Origin of the sequence: Proteiniphilum sp., assembly GCF_040307845.1 — a bacterium.
In the GTDB taxonomy this organism is placed as follows: domain Bacteria; phylum Bacteroidota; class Bacteroidia; order Bacteroidales; family Dysgonomonadaceae; genus Proteiniphilum.
The window spans coordinates 155,250-170,748 of the sequence record NZ_JAWRIS010000062.1; the positions used below are offsets into that span (position 1 = coordinate 155,250).

Below are 15,499 nucleotides of genomic sequence, written 5' to 3' on the forward strand. Positions count from 1 at the left end.
CATTCTGTTTTCTAATTAATTAAAATTCTATTTCAATACCGCAAGCAATAGTCTTTAGAGGTGGCGTTTGAAAGGTAACCTGACCATCAATTGGCGTTTCGGGATCCAAATACAATCCTTTTTTCTTAAATGTCAAGAGATTTGACCCAGACACGTATGCACGAACTCTTCCAATTCCCACATTGCTAAGCCATTGTTTTGGCAAAGAATATCCTAATGTGATATTTTTCAACCGCAAATGATTAGTAGAATATAACCAACGAGAAGATACTGTATTCACGTTTCCATACACAAATGCAGGAAGTTTGGCATTATCGCCCGGCTGTTTCCACATATCGTCTATCTTGTAATAGGAAGGAACATTTGAACGATATTGATAAGTACCACCATTAGCCTGCATCCATGTAGCATAATCGTACACTTGCCCACCTAAAGAATAGGTAAATACAAACGAGAAATCAAGCCCCTTATAATTAAGAGAATTGGTAATACCTCCTGTAATATCGGGTGTAACGGATCCCATATTTTTCTTTTCCGCTTCAGCAATCGTAGTAGTTATTTCACGTTCTTTTCCTTCTTGATTGGTATAGAATGATTCTTTACCGGTTTCAGGATCTACACCGGCATATTCATACACATAGATAGAGTACAATGGCTTTCCTACTTCCATAATACTAACTCCAGTAATCACAGGATCACCAGATGTTCCAATTTTCTTAACCTTATTTTTATTATATGCCATATTGAATGAAGCCGTCCAGTTAAAATCGCTCCGAGATATGATATTGCCTTTAACGTCCAGTTCTATCCCTTTATTATTAATCGAGGCAATATTAGACCAAGCAGTGCTAAATCCGGTTGTTTGCGAGATAGGCACTTCATACAATAAATCCTTTGTATTTCTATTGTAAAGATCTAAGGTAACATTCAGCCTATTATTGAGAAGGGACACATCTAAACCTAAATTAGTAACCTCGTTCTTTTCCCAACGTAATGCATTATTCTGGATTGATTCTTCAGACGAACCAACAGAACCTGCATATTTATAGGTAAAACCATACACACCTTGGTAAGCATACCATCCATTCGGGAGATTACCATTTGTCCCATAAGAAAAACGGATCTTAGCATCAGAGACAACATCTCTCAATGGAGCAAAGAATTCTTCATTTGAGAATCTCCAGGCTCCTGATCCTGACCAAAATGCGCCCCATCTGGAATCGGAAGAAAGACGTGACGTTCCATCATTACGGAAGTTCGCACTCAGATAATATTTATCTGCATAGGTATAATTCAAACGTCCCAGAAAAGACATCAAGCGGGTTTTTTCTTTACTCGTCTCAGCATCTCTTTCTGCGGCACTCGCGATTTCCCGAAGTCTGACGTTTGGAAAATCATACCCCATAGCATATATATAACTGTACTTGGTCTCCTCTGTCTCAAAAGCAGCCAAAGCATCGAAACTGTGTAGATTATTCAAGGTCTTATTATATGTCAACTGAGTTTGGGTTCCCAGTGTTTCATACTCACTCATGATAGTCTGATTCAAACCATTATAGTTTAATCCGTCCCCTGAACGACTATCCCACCAAACGATTTCCTTATTGTTTAAAACGTCATAACTTATCCTTTGGCTCAAAACTAAGTTGTCCCATAGACGATATCCTAATTTAGCTGCAGAAGTTGAGCGGAATAAATTGGCATTATTAAAGTTGTATTCAGCACTGGAAAGTGGGTTAGTTGCCGAACTTGGATTCAATGGATAACCGCCAGTAGCATAAGATCCATCTTCGTTAAACGGATTATAGGCAGGACTACTACCGATTCCATATACAGTCATGATGGGACTTGCATATGAAGTTCCTTCGTTACTCCGATCTTGAATAGTTTTTCCTATTGCAGCATTTGCATCAATGGTCCATCTATCCGAATTATGAACAATACCTACTCTTCCTGAGTATCTCTTAAGGTTGGATTGGATGGAAACACCTTCGTTATCCAAATATCCCAAAGAAACAAAATAAGTGGTTTTTTGGTCACCTCCCCTGACACTGAGTTCGTAATTACTACGAGACGCATCGCGTAATAGTAGGTCTTTCCAGTTCACCCACCCGTTTGCAGGTTTATTCACAAATTGAGACCAAGTCGCACTGTTCAAATTATTTTCAGCCTTTGTGCTGGCAGTGGCCAAATCATCACCCTGAGCAACAAAATAATTTTCAAAACCATGCTTCAAAAGTGCACGACGGGAATCTCCATTCAAAGTAGGACGCCAATCAATTGCAAAATCAGATGTACCCCAATCTGCTTTCAGATTAACAACAGGTTTTCCTGCACGACCTCTTTTTGTGGTAATAAGTACCACCCCATTAGCTGCACGAGACCCGTAAAGGGAGGCAGCAGCAGCATCCTTCACCACAGTAATATCCTCTATATCACTGGGATTAATCAACGCCATAGGATCTGTCCCTGATTGTGCATATGTAAATTCTGAAATATCTTTCTGAAACATAGGCACACCATCAATTACATATAAAGGATTATTATTTGCAGAAAGAGACCCGGAGCCCCTAATACGCATTGAAGTAAATCCCCCAGGCTGTCCAGCGTTAGCAGAGACCTTCACTCCCGCAATCGCACCCGCCATCATCGATTGCACATTAGAAATGGGAGCGTCCTGTACAATCTTTGAAGTCATCGTTGATGCAGACCCCGTAAATGAAGATTTCCTAAATGTACCATATCCTGTAACAATTAGCTCTTCGAGTAACGCTGCATCTGTTATCAAGGTAATATTCACAATTGCACTTACAGGTACCTCCTGTGTCTGATATCCGACATAAGAAATAACCAATGTACCACTGGCAGGGGCAGACAGGTTAAAATTACCGTCGATATCGGAAATAGCTCCCTGTGACGTTCCTTTGACTTGGATGGTAGCCCCAATCACCGGTTCGCCGGTTTCATCCACCACGGTACCGCGCACCTGGGTCTGAGCCACAGCAAGCCCTATTCCAATAAAGAATAGGGCTAAAAACATTGTTAGCTTTCTTTTCATAAACTCTACTTTTAAATTAAACACTATTATAATTTCATATTTCAAAATTTCCCAAACTCCGGAAAAGTTTTAACTAACTAACAGAAAAAAAATAATCATCAGGGTAATTAGTATACAAACACTTTTCCTCCAGCAGAGACTCTACAACTCTACTATCCAGTTCCACAGCGTCACTCTACATTATTTTAACATTTTCGTGGTTATCTATACGTTTCGCAAATATAAATCATTTATTTTAATTACGTGGTTTTTTGCACTTTTTTTTTAAAAAAAACGTCATACTGAAATTTTCACCCCTATTTCTTATACATTTCATTAAAAATTCTGCTAAAAATCAGCAATGAAAAGACCGAAATATTTTAACAAATTCCAATGACATACCCTTACAATCTATAATAGTGCAAATATACACCGTCAAAAAACATTATGCAAGTAAAAATTGAATAAATCTTTATTTTTTATCGTATATTGAGGGAATCAATATAAAAAAGACAGAACATATCTTCCTTCAAAGGATAACAAAACAAAAAAAAGGGAGGCCTTTATGGGCCACCCTTTCTTACCGTTTTTTTGAAAAACCTATTACTCTATTCCCAGTAGTTCTACTTCGAAAATCAGATTGGAAAAAGGTTTTATTGTGCCGCGATCCTGTGCTCCATAGGCCAGGTTATAAGGGACATACAATTTCCATTTCGACCCCACGGGCATCAGTTTCAAGGCTTCAGTCCAACCGGCGATCACCTGAGTCACACCAAATGTAGAGGGCTCACCCCTGTCTACACTGCTATCAAAGACTTCTCCATTGATCAATGTGCCATGATAATGCACCTTCACTCGATCAGTATCGGTGGGAGTCGCTCCGTTGCCTTCACGAAGGATCTCATATTGCAACCCACTGGCGAGTGTAACCACGCCTTCTCTCTTGGCATTCTCGGCAAGAAAGGCATTCCCGGCAGCAATACTGTCGGCATATTGCACTTTAAGTTCTTCTTCATGACGGGCCTGTTCCGCTTCCTGGGCTTTCTCAATTTCCTTCTGTACCAATGCATTGGCATCCATTGAACTGATAGCCAATTGCTGATTCTTCAATACGGAGATCAATCCGGCCATAATCTGGTCGTTATTCGCCTTCTGGGTGGATTCTGCCCCGTAAAGCATGGTGTTGAGCTGAGGCAACATTTGTTGTGAAAATTGCACCCCGATACTCAACCCGTTGGCATAAGGAGATTTTTCCTCAAGGCTCATCGCCTCCTTTAATCCTCTGATAAATTCATTCAGACGGGGAGCGTTGAGCTTGTTCACTGAATCGACCTTCGCCGCCATCTCTTTCTGCAATGCCCCTTTCTGGGTAGAATCGGCTGCCGCAATCCTCATCTGATAATCATACTCGATATTGGAGGTGCCTTGCAATACGCCACTTTGTTCAAGAAATTGCATCAATCCTTGTTCAGCCATACTCACACCATAGGCATAAGATACACTGTCCACAGAATTTTTCAGGGATGTCTTCGGGGTGGAGGCTCCTCCACAGGATACCATCAACACTGCCAGCATAGTCATGGCACAAAATGCGCCTAAAATTGTTTTCTTCATTTTCATACGATTATTTTATTTTTTTATTTTGATGTATGGAACTCGCAATAATCAGGAACTTGGGTGAAATCATTTCATGCTCGTTTCTTCTATATTAAATATAGTGTATTATGCGGGGTTATATTTATTCTATTCCCAATAACTCTACGTCGAAGATAAGCGTTGAATTGGGTTCGATGGAGTTCCCTGCTCCCTGTGCACCGTAAGCAAGTTCGGAAGGGATATACAATCTCCACTTCGACCCGACTGACATCAGTTGAAGAGCTTCTACCCATCCTTTGATCACCTGGTTTACACCGAATACGGCGGGCTGGCCTCGCTGCACGGAACTGTCAAAAACCTGACCATTCAATAATGTACCGTGATAGTGGCATTTCACCTTGTCGGTAGCTTTCGGCTTAGCGCCGATTCCTTCCTGAAGCACCTCGTATTGTAATCCGCTTGGAAGTGTAACGACACTCTCTTTCTTGCTGTTCTCTTCCAGAAATGCCTCCCCTTCTTTCAGATTATTCTCCAGCATCTCGTCCTGCATCTTGCTGAAATAACTCTGAATAACCTGGTTGGCCTCCTGAGGGCTCATAGAGGGAGTGGTATTACTCATAATCTCCGTAAAAGCTTTCACAAACGATTCTACATCGATTTGCTTCAATCCTGAATTCATCAGATTTGATGCCATACTCATCCCTAACGCGTAACTTAATTTGTCCATCTAACTTTTTCCTTTTGATTTTAACTCACAAAAGTAAGATTTTAATATGAAATAACGCTGGTTTTAAGTGGAAAAATGTTATATTTGAAATCCAAAGACTTACGGAAAAACTAAGAAAACAGAGAAAAAGATCTATTTGTCAGTTACAACATAGCCAAAAACAAATATCTTATGCAAAAGAAACTGGTAGTATTAACAGGAGCAGGGATGAGTGCCGAGAGCGGGATTGCCACTTTCAGGGATTCGGGCGGGTTATGGGAGCAATATCCGGTGGAACAAGTGGCTACACCCGAAGGTTTTGAAATGAACCCTGAATTAGTCCTGAATTTCTACAATATGCGCCGCCATGAACTGATAAAGGCCAAGCCCAATGCAGGACATTATGGACTGGCTGAGATGGAAAAGGATTTCGATGTGCACATCATCACCCAAAACATTGACAACCTGCATGAACAGGCCGGTAGCACGAAAGTGATTCATTTGCATGGCGAACTGATGCAAGCGCGTTCCACCGGGGATGACTCACTGATCTATGATATCGACCCGGCACATCCCGACCTGCATCTGGGCGACATGTGCGAGAAGGGATTCCAGTTACGCCCCCATATCGTCTGGTTTGGCGAGGCGGTCCCCATGATATACGAAGCCGAAAAGATATGTAATCAGGCTGATATCTTTGCTATCATCGGCACCTCCATGAACGTCTATCCAGCAGCCGGATTACTCAACGATGTAAGGAAAGGCGTTCCGGTATACCTGATCGACCCCAAGGATGTACACACCAACCGTTACGATATCCACCATATTCAGAAAGGGGCATCGGAAGGAGTAAAGGAATTAAAAGAACTGCTAAAGTAATTTTCACTCTTTTTATACTTCGATTGAAATTCTAACTTCTCCTCCAAATCCTTTTTCAATAATGTAGTACAAGGTTTTCAGTGTCAAATTGCTTCCGTCATTTTCTACTCTCGAAATGTAAGTCCGTTTTTTGCCCACTAAATCTCCAAGCTGCTGTTGTGTCAGTTTTTTCTTCTCTGGCTTTTCGCAATAAAAGTCCAATTTTGAACGACTCAAAGTCTCTTTCAAGTTCGTCTCGGCGTTTAGTGCCTTTTTTGCCATCATTCCAAATATTTCCGCCAGTAAAGCATCGGCGGTGCTGTTTCACCAAATCCCATCTTTTCATACAGATGCTGCGCCACCATATTGTCTTCCCGTACTTCAAGCGTTATCCTGCTGCATTGCCGTTCTTTCGCAATCGTTTCTATCGCTTCCATCAGGCACCTGAAGAGGGTAGAGGATATTACTTCCTCGAACTCACTATCAGAGAATACAAACCACTCCTCCCGCGATTTGCAGGCGTAACATGCTTTCCGGAAATTGGGATCCTGTTTAAACAGGTTATAAAATTTAAACGCGTGGCTCAACGACATAATACAATAACCTACACGACGGATGAAAACTCCTTTCCTAATTTATGAAATCCCTCTATGATCTTCTCACGTAGCTTTTCCCTGGGTTTACGATATCCGGTGGCATAATGTCCCAATTGGCGCTCATTGATGCCCGTTATCCGTGAAAGAGCCGAACGAGTAAGAATACCATCATAATATTGCAAAAGCGCCGATATTTCCATTTTAAACTCAATCTCATAACCATTTCTCACCCAGCCAGGCATAGTATCATTACTGTGAAGATGACCCTCTCTGGAAAATTCGAGTGATTCTGCAATTGCCTCCTTAATACCCTCAAATGTTTTATGAGTAACTGCCACCACTTCATTTGGCAGTTCAACCAAGGCGCTATAATTGTGTGCTGCGTATCCAATTCTGGCGATAATTTTTTCCATATCCTATTTTTATGCAGGGAGGATTATTTCCACCCTGCCTGTTTCCAAATACTATTTAAAATAAATTGATCCAATACATCGTTTGGTTTCCCATTTACAGCCACTATCCCCTTCTTTACAGGGTGCTTAAATTGCTTGTGGCTGCCCCTCTGCCTCGCAATAAACCATTCATCTTCCAGCAACAGGCCTATTACTTCTTTTACTTTATACTTTTTCATACCGTTGCATTTATTATAGCCTGACATCTCAAAGATAGTAAAAATACTATTATTTCAGCATGAAAAAGCAAATATTTTTCACTAGTCGCGTTTTTTTTGTAATTTCGCTTCTTTAATACGTTTCGCGTGATAATTAGCTTCGCTTATAGTGTGCTTTGCACGATAATGCACTTCAGTCGATAATATGCTGCGCATGATAATGTAGCTTACGCCGATAGTACACTTTGCGCGATAATTGGTAATTAGTAATTGGTAATTGGTAATTTTAAATAAAGTTTGTGGGAAAGAAGATAGCGGAAACACCGATGATGAAGCAATATATCGAGATAAAGACAAAACATCCCGATGCCATATTGCTGTTTCGTGTAGGTGATTTTTATGAGACATTTTCGGACGATGCCATCGTTGCGGCGGAAATACTGGGCATCACACTCACAAGGAGGGCTAACGGCACGGCGCAATTCGTGGAATTGGCCGGATTTCCCCATCATGCGCTGGATACCTATTTGCCAAAATTAGTACGCGCCGGTAAACGCGTGGCGATCTGCGACCAGTTGGAAGACCCCAAGATGACCAAGAAGCTGGTAAAACGGGGAATTACAGAATTGGTCACCCCGGGGGTTTCCATCAACGACAATATACTCAACCACAAGGAGAATAATTTTCTTTGCGCGGTGCATATCGGAAAAGGTAACCTGTTCGGGATCGCTTTCCTCGACATCTCCACAGGGGAATTCCTGACCGCCGAGGGCATGGTCGATGACATCGACAAGCTCCTCTCCAACTTCTCACCCAAAGAGATACTCATTGAACGGGGCAATAAAAAGAAGTTTGAAGAGGCCTTCGGTTCCCAATGGTTTATTTTTGAACTGGACGACTGGATTTTTACAGAAAACAGCGCCCGGGACAGACTTCTATCCCATTTCCAGACAAAGAATTTAAAAGGCTTCGGAGTAGATCAACTCGCACAGGGAATCATCGCTTCGGGGGCTATACTCCATTACCTGGATATCACTCAACACAAACATATTGGGCATATAACCTCTTTGTTGCGTATTGAAGAAGAACGTTTCGTGCGTCTCGACAGGTTCACCATCCGCAACCTGGAACTGATCAATCCTCTCAACGAGGGAGGAAAAAGTCTGCTCAACGTGCTCGACAAGACCATCTCGCCCATGGGTTCACGCCTGTTACGACGATGGATAGTATTTCCCCTGAGGGAGGCTAAACCCATCGAAGCCCGCCTGGATGTGGTGGAACATCTCTTCAGGGAACCGGAATTGAAAACGCTGATCGAACAGCAACTCTCCCTTATAGGCGATCTGGAACGGATTATCTCCAAGGCAGCCACAGGAAGAATCAACCCGAGAGAAGTAGCCCAACTGAGAGTGGCGCTTACGGCCATAGAACCGATCCGTAACGCGTTTCTCTCATCCGACAACCAAAGTATCGCGGAGATGGGAGAAAAACTCGATCCCTGCCTCACGATCAGGGATCGTATCGGGAAGGAGATCGTACCCGATCCGCCGGCATTACAGAACAAGGGCGGGTATATCAGTAAAGGTGTAGACAATGAACTGGACGAACTGCGCCAGATTGCCTACTCAGGCAAAGACTACCTGATGCGAATCCAGCAACGAGAGAGCGAAAGGACCGGCATACCGTCACTAAAGGTAGCTTTTAACAATGTGTTCGGCTATTATATAGAAGTACGCAACACCCATAAAGACAAGGTACCGGAAGATTGGATACGCAAACAGACGTTAGTGAGTGCCGAACGGTATATCACAGCAGAACTGAAAGAATATGAAGAGAAGATATTAGGTGCCGAAGAGAAAATCATTTCAATTGAGAACCGTATTTATGCTTCATTGGTCGAAAGCCTGTTGGGATATATTCCTGCTATACAGACCAATGCCAACATCATTGCCCGGGTCGACTGCCTTCTCTCTTTCGCGAACGTAGCGCAGGAAAACAAATATATCCGCCCTGCGATCAATGAATCCGAAGTAATCGACATAAAAAACGGCCGCCATCCGGTAATTGAAAAACAATTACCTCCGGGAGAACCGTTTATCGCAAACGACGTTTATCTGGATAGCGATACCCAACAAATCATCATTATTACCGGTCCCAACATGGCAGGAAAATCGGCGCTCCTCCGTCAGATAGCTCTTATCACGCTGATGGCACAGATTGGATGCTTTGTCCCGGCCGAGTCCGCAAAGATCGGACTGGTAGATAAGATATTTACCCGGGTAGGTGCTTCAGACAATATCTCGCTCGGGGAATCCACTTTTATGGTAGAGATGAACGAAGCTGCCAATATACTCAACAATCTGTCGGACCGCAGCCTGATCCTCTTTGACGAACTGGGACGCGGCACGAGTACCTACGACGGCATCTCCATCGCCTGGGCAATAGTGGAATATATACATGAGAACCCGAAAGCACGCGCCAAAACACTCTTCGCCACGCATTATCACGAACTGAACGAAATGGAGAAATCATTCAAACGTATCAGGAATTACAATGTGGCAGTAAAGGAGATCGATAATAAAGTGATCTTCCTGCGCAAACTGGTACCGGGTGGAAGTGAGCACAGCTTCGGTATCCACGTGGCAAAAATGGCCGGTATACCGCAAAGTATCACCAAACGGGCAGATGCTATCCTTGCCCAGATGGAGTCTTCCAACCGCAAAGAGATGATAAAGAAACCTATCCAGGATTTTGTGGAAAAACGGGAGGGATACCAATTGAGCTTCTTCCAACTGGATGACCCGATCCTCAGCCAGGTGCGGGATGAGATTATCAACCTCGATGTGAACAACCTAACCCCTATTGAAGCGCTGAACAAACTGAATGAGATCAAGAAAATTGTCAAAGGGAAATAAATCTCCTTATGCTTCCGGCACCGGACAAACTCTCCGGAAACACATCAAAAGAAACTATCCTGACGAAAGATGTATAACGAAAATAAATTAAACGAAACAGCACGTACCGGACGTATCGAAGTCATTTGCGGTTCTATGTTCTCCGGTAAAACCGAAGAACTACTGCGAAGGTTACGACGCGCCCAGTTTGCACGCCAAACGGTAGAAATCTTTAAACCCTCCATCGATAACCGCTATTCCGAAGAGGAAGTGGTGTCACATGATAAAAATACAATCCCCTCCACCCCGGTAGAACACTCCAGTAACATTTTACTGCTTTCTTCCGGCGCGGAAGTGATCGGGATCGACGAGGCGCAGTTCTTCGACATGGGATTGGTGGATGTGTGTCAGGAGTTGGCCGACCAGGGAACAAGGGTGATCGTAGCCGGACTCGACATGGATTTCAAACGCGTCCCTTTCGGACCGATGCCGGGATTATGTGCCATTGCCGACGATGTGGTAAAAGTACATGCCATCTGCGTTCAATGTGGCAACCTGGCGAACTATTCACACCGACTGGTGGAAAACGACAAACAGGTGATGCTGGGTGAAACACAGGAGTACCAACCCCTCTGCAGGAAATGTTATTTGAAGTGGAAAAGTGAAAAAGTGGAAAGGTGAAAAGGGGGAAAGGGAGAACAAAATCAACAATTGTTTGTTATTCTTCTTATAAAACAAAATCATATGAAACTACAAAAACTACTTTTTGCTGCTCTTCTGACGACAGCATTTGCCACTACATTGAACGCACAACAGTACAACTCCTCACTCGGCGTGAGATTGGGTTACGACAACGGTGTGACGTTGAAACATTTCTTCGCGCCGGCATCCGCGGGTGAATTCATCATTGCGTTCTCTCCCAACTACTTCCAGGCAACGGGATTATATGAATACCAGCAACCGGTGCCCGATGTCCGAGGATTGGACTGGTACCTGGGGCTCGGTGGACACATCGGAGGGATCCACAAACACAAGGACCGCTACGATGGCACCTTCCTGATTGGAGCCGACCTGATTGGCGGTATCGAGTATACATTTCCCCAGGCACCCTTTAACATCTCCCTGGACTGGAAACCGTCAATTAACTTCACTCAAGGTTATAACGACTACTGGTATAGTGGATTCGCTCTTAGCTTGCGCTATACGTTCAGGTAAACCTAGTCGTTTTCCAGCTATGGCAAAGTTCAAACAAGTTTAACCTTGCTCATTTAGTATAACGAAAACGTTCAGATAAACTTAAAAAGGAAGCATTCCTTGAAAGCCGCCCTCGCTTGAGGGCGGTTTTTTAGTAAAAAGGGATGGAACGATTTCTAATTAATTCTCGACAATAACAGATGGATTATAAGACGGACTTTTATTGTCCATCTCAGTGGTTAAACGTTCATTTTCTATTTTTAATCTCTCATTCTTTGCTGATAATTCTTTGATCTCATTGACAAGTTTATCCAAAACCGATTCCGGGATATTATTGCCCCCCGAATTATTCAACATCTCACCTGTACCTAAAATCAACCACATTGGATTCAAATCCGGACAATTTTCTATTATCTGCATAAGAACGCCCTCGCCTACATCCGAAAGTCTTGCATACATTTTACTTATATAACCGTTTGAAACGCCTATCATCCTCTCAAATTCAGCCGGCCTCAATTCTTTCTCATTTATATACTGATATATTCTTTGAATTATTTTCATAAAAAATAGAAAATACTCCCCGATAAATTTGCTTAATTAGAAAATTGTCTATTACTTTGTGCAAAAGTTTCAATTTGAAAAACGCTATAAAGATAAAGAAAAGTTTTCACATATAACAAAAATGGGAAATACTATCATAAAAGTCGACTATGCGGTACGGAAAGAGATTATGAAAGTGCTCAATGTAACGTACCCTACAATTCGGAAGGCGCTAAATGGCGAAACAGATACGGAATTATCAAAAAGAATCAGACAAACAGCGATCGCAAAAGGAGGCATCGAATTAAAAATTGTCGATAAATGAAAGCCAAGGTTATATCAACTGGGCATGACAGAATTATACACCTGCATATCAAGACCTAAAAACGGCATATTCGCTGTATTGATCGTGGTCATTAAGAGTATTCATTAAAATTAGATTTTTTTCGTCATGACATAGTCCAAGCAAACTTGTCTTCTGTTCGTATTGCTTAACGAAAACGCTCATGCAATAGAACACTTAAAAAAAGGGAGGTATGGATAGCGCGAAATTCAAAAATGACAAACAGAAGGACGTACGCAAATATTTGCTTACGGATGTGGCCTCATGCACATTTACTTTCTCAGACGGTTTGAAGAGCAGGGTAAATCCATCGCCCGATAGTGAGATTGTACTTGTGAAATTTATCCCGCGGGTATCGAAGTCAAAGGGGTTCGAAGACAGAGTGTTTAAAAACTATCTGTCCGCCAAGAATGCGAATGAGCTGTCGGAACTTTGCGGCTACGATTGCATAAAAACTTTCACACGCCATTTCAAAAAGTGCTTCAGACAAACACCTTATCAATGGATGCTGGATAGGAAAATGGAGGAGATTAACTCATTGGTGATCAATTCGGATATAACTATTACGGAAATAGCCAAAATGTACGATTTCAAGAGCGTATCACATTTAATAAATCTCTATAGCAAGCGTTACGGAATCTCACCTCTTAAAAGCAGATCGTCAAAATTATCTGATCTATAACTTTTACAAAAAATACGGTATCCTGCTTGTCAAAGGATCGATAACCGCCCTCGTTTGAGGACGGTTTTTTATTCTGTTCCGTCGAAATTTCGTACTTTTGTAGTTATGCAAGAAACCGAAAAAAATAGCGACTCTGGTCTTCTCAGCCAGCTGAACGAAGCACAACGGGCAGCCGTGGCATTCTGCGACGGACCGTCGCTCGTAATCGCCGGTGCAGGATCAGGGAAAACCCGGGTACTCACTTATAAGATCGCCTACCTGCTGGAACAGGGACTCCCCCCCTACTACATCCTGGCACTCACCTTCACCAACAAGGCGGCACGCGAGATGAAATCACGTATTGCCGATATTGTGGGGGAGAAAAGGGCCCGGCGGCTCTGGATGGGTACCTTCCACTCCATTTTTGCACGTATATTAAGGAATGAAGCGGAAGCAGCCGGTTTTCAATCGAACTTCACCATCTTTGATTCATCCGATTCCAATAATTTAATCCGGCTGATCATCAAGGAAATGCAACTGGATGACAAACAATACAGGCCGGGAGCGGTACACGGGCAGATATCGAGAGCGAAGAACAGCCTGATCACGCCGGCCATGTATGCAGCCAATGCCGAAATCATACAGTACGACCGGATGGCGAAAAGGCCACAGCTTTTCGAGATATACCAGCGTTACCAAAGCAGGCTCCGCGCTGCCAACAGCATGGACTTCGACGATCTGCTGATGTACACCAATATCCTGTTCCGCGATCACAAGGATATACTGGAAAAATACCAGAACCAGTTCCAATATATCTTGGTGGACGAGTACCAGGATACCAACTTCGCGCAGCACCTCATTGTGAAACAACTGGCAGATGCCCATCACCGCGTATGCGTGGTGGGTGACGATGCGCAGAGTATCTACTCGTTCAGGGGTGCCAACATCGACAATATCCTGAAATTCAAATCGAATTTCCCCAATACACAGATATTCAAACTGGAGCAAAACTACCGCTCCACTCAAAATATTGTGAACGCGGCCAACAGCCTGATCAAGAAGAACAGTGAACAGATATTCAAAAATGTATTCTCGGAGAATGAAGAGGGTGAGAAGATAGAGATCAGAAGTGCTTTTTCCGATTTCGAAGAGGGATTGATTGTCTCCAACAAAATCGCCAGGATGCGGATAGAGAAACATGCGCATTACAGCGACTTCGCCATCCTTTACCGGACCAATGCCCAGTCACGTGTTTTTGAGGAGGCACTGAGGAAAAACAATATCCCCTACAAGATATACGGGGGACTGTCGTTTTATCAACGCAAGGAGATCAAGGATATCATCAGCTATTTCCGACTGATCGTCAACCCAAACGACGAAGATGCTTTTCGCCGTATCATCAACTACCCCACCCGGGGTATCGGCGACGTGACGGTAGGCAAGATTACTTCCATTGCCCAACTCCATAGTGTAAGCCTCTGGAAAGTGGTAACCAATCCGTTAGAATATAATCTGGCTGTCAACACGGGAACAGCCAAGAAACTGGAAAGCTTCCATAGCCTGATACAGGATCTTATCGATAAAAACGAGACGATGAACGCCTTCACACTGGCACAGGAGGTAATTAAAAACAGTGGCATCGCCAAAGAGGCTTACAATGACATGACGCCCGAAGGAATGAGCCGCGCACAGAATATGCAGGAGTTGCTCAACGCGATCAACGAATTTGTGGAAACACGGCAGGAGCAGGGTGAGGAAAATGTCAGCCTGACAGATTTTCTATCGGAAGTGTCGCTGCTCACCGACCAGGATACCGACAACGAAACCGACAACGAGCGGGTAACGCTAATGACTGTCCACTCCGCCAAAGGATTGGAATTCGATCATGTGTTCGTGGTAGGAATGGAAGAAGACCTTTTCCCGTCAGCGATGGCAAAATCGGAAACACGGGGACTGGAAGAGGAACGCCGCCTCTTCTATGTGGCGATCACCCGCGCAAAAAAAAACTGTACTATTACCTATGCGAAAAGCCGCTTCAGGAATGGGATGACCAGTGCGGCCTCTCCAAGCCGCTTCCTGAAAGATATAGATCCTTGTTTTATCGAAGGGGAGGATAGTGAAACTACTGTATGGCAGACGTCAACGGACGATTTCTGGGGATCTATGCGGGAACAGCGGGAGCGGAGAGAACAGGATACCTCAGATAGCAATTATGCCAGAACCCCTATTATTCCAAAACGACCAGTACCAATACAACGGGCTGCTTCCGTTGCGCCCTTATCGAAAGAAGCGCAAGAACTGGAAGTTGGACATATAATTGAGCATGAGCGCTTCGGACGCGGGGTAGTGACTTCCATCGAAATGAGCGGCAATGACCGACGGGCTTTCGTGGAGTTTGAGTCTGCCGGAAAAAAACAACTGCTACTTAAATTCGCCAAATTCTCAATTGTAAAGTAAATCCAAT

General features: G+C 43.4%; 14 protein-coding genes. 6 read left to right on the forward strand and 8 right to left on the reverse strand.

Going from position 1 to position 15,499, the window contains the following annotated elements; all coding sequences use genetic code 11:
* Positions 1-19: 19 nt before the first annotated feature.
* From ABV001_RS16390 to bamJ (ABV001_RS16400), 3 genes are all read right to left on the reverse strand, one after another.
* Entirely contained in the window at positions 20-3,058 is a 3,039-nt protein-coding gene (locus ABV001_RS16390) for a SusC/RagA family TonB-linked outer membrane protein (protein ID WP_352423793.1), read from the reverse strand.
* 582 nt (positions 3,059-3,640) lie between these two features.
* Positions 3,641-4,651 carry a BamJ family beta-barrel-assembly machinery protein gene (gene bamJ, locus ABV001_RS16395; RefSeq protein ID WP_352423794.1) on the reverse strand — a complete coding sequence of 337 codons (1,011 nt, stop codon included), beginning with the start codon at positions 4,649-4,651 and terminating at the stop codon, positions 3,641-3,643.
* A 124-nt stretch (positions 4,652-4,775) separates the two neighbouring features.
* Positions 4,776-5,360 (reverse strand): BamJ family beta-barrel-assembly machinery protein, encoded by a 585-nt coding sequence (bamJ, locus tag ABV001_RS16400; protein ID WP_352423795.1) that lies wholly within the window; start codon positions 5,358-5,360, stop codon positions 4,776-4,778.
* 171 nt (positions 5,361-5,531) lie between these two features.
* Here bamJ (ABV001_RS16400) and ABV001_RS16405 point away from each other — a divergent pair, with 171 nt between their 5' ends.
* The gene (locus ABV001_RS16405; RefSeq protein WP_352423796.1) at positions 5,532-6,218 is read left to right on the forward strand and encodes an SIR2 family NAD-dependent protein deacylase; all 687 of its coding nucleotides are present in this window, start codon (positions 5,532-5,534) and stop codon (positions 6,216-6,218) included.
* 12 nt (positions 6,219-6,230) lie between these two features.
* Here ABV001_RS16405 and ABV001_RS16410 read toward each other — a convergent pair whose 3' ends face one another.
* The 4 genes from ABV001_RS16410 to ABV001_RS16425 are packed head-to-tail and all read right to left on the reverse strand — an operon-like array spanning position 6,231 to position 7,424.
* On the reverse strand, positions 6,231-6,482 hold the full coding sequence (locus ABV001_RS16410; protein WP_502929914.1) for a helix-turn-helix domain-containing protein: 252 nt from the start codon (positions 6,480-6,482) through the stop codon (positions 6,231-6,233).
* A complete protein-coding gene (locus ABV001_RS16415; protein ID WP_323425117.1) occupies positions 6,479-6,790 on the reverse strand; it encodes a GNAT family N-acetyltransferase in 312 nt (103 codons plus the stop codon). The genes ABV001_RS16410 and ABV001_RS16415 overlap by 4 nt, the downstream gene beginning before the upstream one ends.
* Positions 6,791-6,801: 11 nt before the next feature.
* Positions 6,802-7,206 (reverse strand): CopG family transcriptional regulator, encoded by a 405-nt coding sequence (locus tag ABV001_RS16420; protein ID WP_352423797.1) that lies wholly within the window; start codon positions 7,204-7,206, stop codon positions 6,802-6,804.
* A gap of 23 nt (positions 7,207-7,229) precedes the next feature.
* The gene (locus tag ABV001_RS16425) at positions 7,230-7,424 is read right to left on the reverse strand and encodes a type II toxin-antitoxin system HicA family toxin (RefSeq protein ID WP_352423798.1); all 195 of its coding nucleotides are present in this window, start codon (positions 7,422-7,424) and stop codon (positions 7,230-7,232) included.
* 305 nt (positions 7,425-7,729) lie between these two features.
* On the opposite strand from ABV001_RS16425, the gene mutS reads away from it, so the two are divergent.
* The 3 genes from mutS to ABV001_RS16440 all read left to right on the forward strand — a co-directional run bounded on the left by mutS (position 7,730) and on the right by ABV001_RS16440 (position 11,512).
* A complete protein-coding gene (gene mutS, locus ABV001_RS16430) occupies positions 7,730-10,318 on the forward strand; it encodes a DNA mismatch repair protein MutS (protein ID WP_352423892.1) in 2,589 nt (862 codons plus the stop codon).
* A gap of 69 nt (positions 10,319-10,387) precedes the next feature.
* Positions 10,388-10,978, forward strand: coding sequence for a thymidine kinase (locus tag ABV001_RS16435; protein WP_352423799.1), 591 nt, complete (start codon positions 10,388-10,390; stop codon positions 10,976-10,978).
* Between the two features lie 63 nt (positions 10,979-11,041).
* Complete coding sequence (locus tag ABV001_RS16440) at positions 11,042-11,512, forward strand: hypothetical protein (protein WP_352423800.1); 471 nt, start codon at positions 11,042-11,044, stop codon at positions 11,510-11,512.
* A gap of 159 nt (positions 11,513-11,671) precedes the next feature.
* Here the strand turns inward: ABV001_RS16440 and ABV001_RS16445 are convergent, their stop codons facing one another.
* Complete coding sequence (locus ABV001_RS16445) at positions 11,672-12,052, reverse strand: hypothetical protein (RefSeq protein WP_352423801.1); 381 nt, start codon at positions 12,050-12,052, stop codon at positions 11,672-11,674.
* A 515-nt stretch (positions 12,053-12,567) separates the two neighbouring features.
* On the opposite strand from ABV001_RS16445, the gene ABV001_RS16450 reads away from it, so the two are divergent.
* Positions 12,568-13,056 (forward strand): helix-turn-helix domain-containing protein, encoded by a 489-nt coding sequence (locus tag ABV001_RS16450; protein WP_352423802.1) that lies wholly within the window; start codon positions 12,568-12,570, stop codon positions 13,054-13,056.
* Between the two features lie 105 nt (positions 13,057-13,161).
* The gene (locus ABV001_RS16455; RefSeq protein ID WP_352423803.1) at positions 13,162-15,492 is read left to right on the forward strand and encodes an ATP-dependent helicase; all 2,331 of its coding nucleotides are present in this window, start codon (positions 13,162-13,164) and stop codon (positions 15,490-15,492) included.
* Positions 15,493-15,499 lie beyond the last annotated feature (7 nt).

Bases quoted from the DNA above. Each gene is read 5' to 3' on its own strand.
- ABV001_RS16405 (WP_352423796.1), top strand. From the start codon at position 5,532: ATGCAAAAGAAACTGGTAGTATTAACAGGAGCAGGGATGAGTGCCGAG.
- mutS (WP_352423892.1), top strand. From the start codon at position 7,730: ATGATGAAGCAATATATCGAGATAAAGACAAAACATCCCGATGCCATA.
- ABV001_RS16415 (WP_323425117.1), bottom strand. From the start codon at position 6,790: ATGTCGTTGAGCCACGCGTTTAAATTTTATAACCTGTTTAAACAGGAT.
- bamJ (WP_352423794.1), bottom strand. From the start codon at position 4,651: ATGAAGAAAACAATTTTAGGCGCATTTTGTGCCATGACTATGCTGGCA.
- ABV001_RS16455 (WP_352423803.1), top strand. From the start codon at position 13,162: ATGCAAGAAACCGAAAAAAATAGCGACTCTGGTCTTCTCAGCCAGCTG.
- ABV001_RS16450 (WP_352423802.1), top strand. From the start codon at position 12,568: ATGGATAGCGCGAAATTCAAAAATGACAAACAGAAGGACGTACGCAAA.
- ABV001_RS16420 (WP_352423797.1), bottom strand. From the start codon at position 7,206: ATGGAAAAAATTATCGCCAGAATTGGATACGCAGCACACAATTATAGC.
- ABV001_RS16435 (WP_352423799.1), top strand. From the start codon at position 10,388: ATGTATAACGAAAATAAATTAAACGAAACAGCACGTACCGGACGTATC.
- ABV001_RS16425 (WP_352423798.1), bottom strand. From the start codon at position 7,424: ATGAAAAAGTATAAAGTAAAAGAAGTAATAGGCCTGTTGCTGGAAGAT.
- ABV001_RS16445 (WP_352423801.1), bottom strand. From the start codon at position 12,052: ATGAAAATAATTCAAAGAATATATCAGTATATAAATGAGAAAGAATTG.
- ABV001_RS16410 (WP_502929914.1), bottom strand. From the start codon at position 6,482: ATGATGGCAAAAAAGGCACTAAACGCCGAGACGAACTTGAAAGAGACT.
- ABV001_RS16440 (WP_352423800.1), top strand. From the start codon at position 11,042: ATGAAACTACAAAAACTACTTTTTGCTGCTCTTCTGACGACAGCATTT.
- bamJ (WP_352423795.1), bottom strand. From the start codon at position 5,360: ATGGACAAATTAAGTTACGCGTTAGGGATGAGTATGGCATCAAATCTG.
- ABV001_RS16390 (WP_352423793.1), bottom strand. From the start codon at position 3,058: ATGAAAAGAAAGCTAACAATGTTTTTAGCCCTATTCTTTATTGGAATA.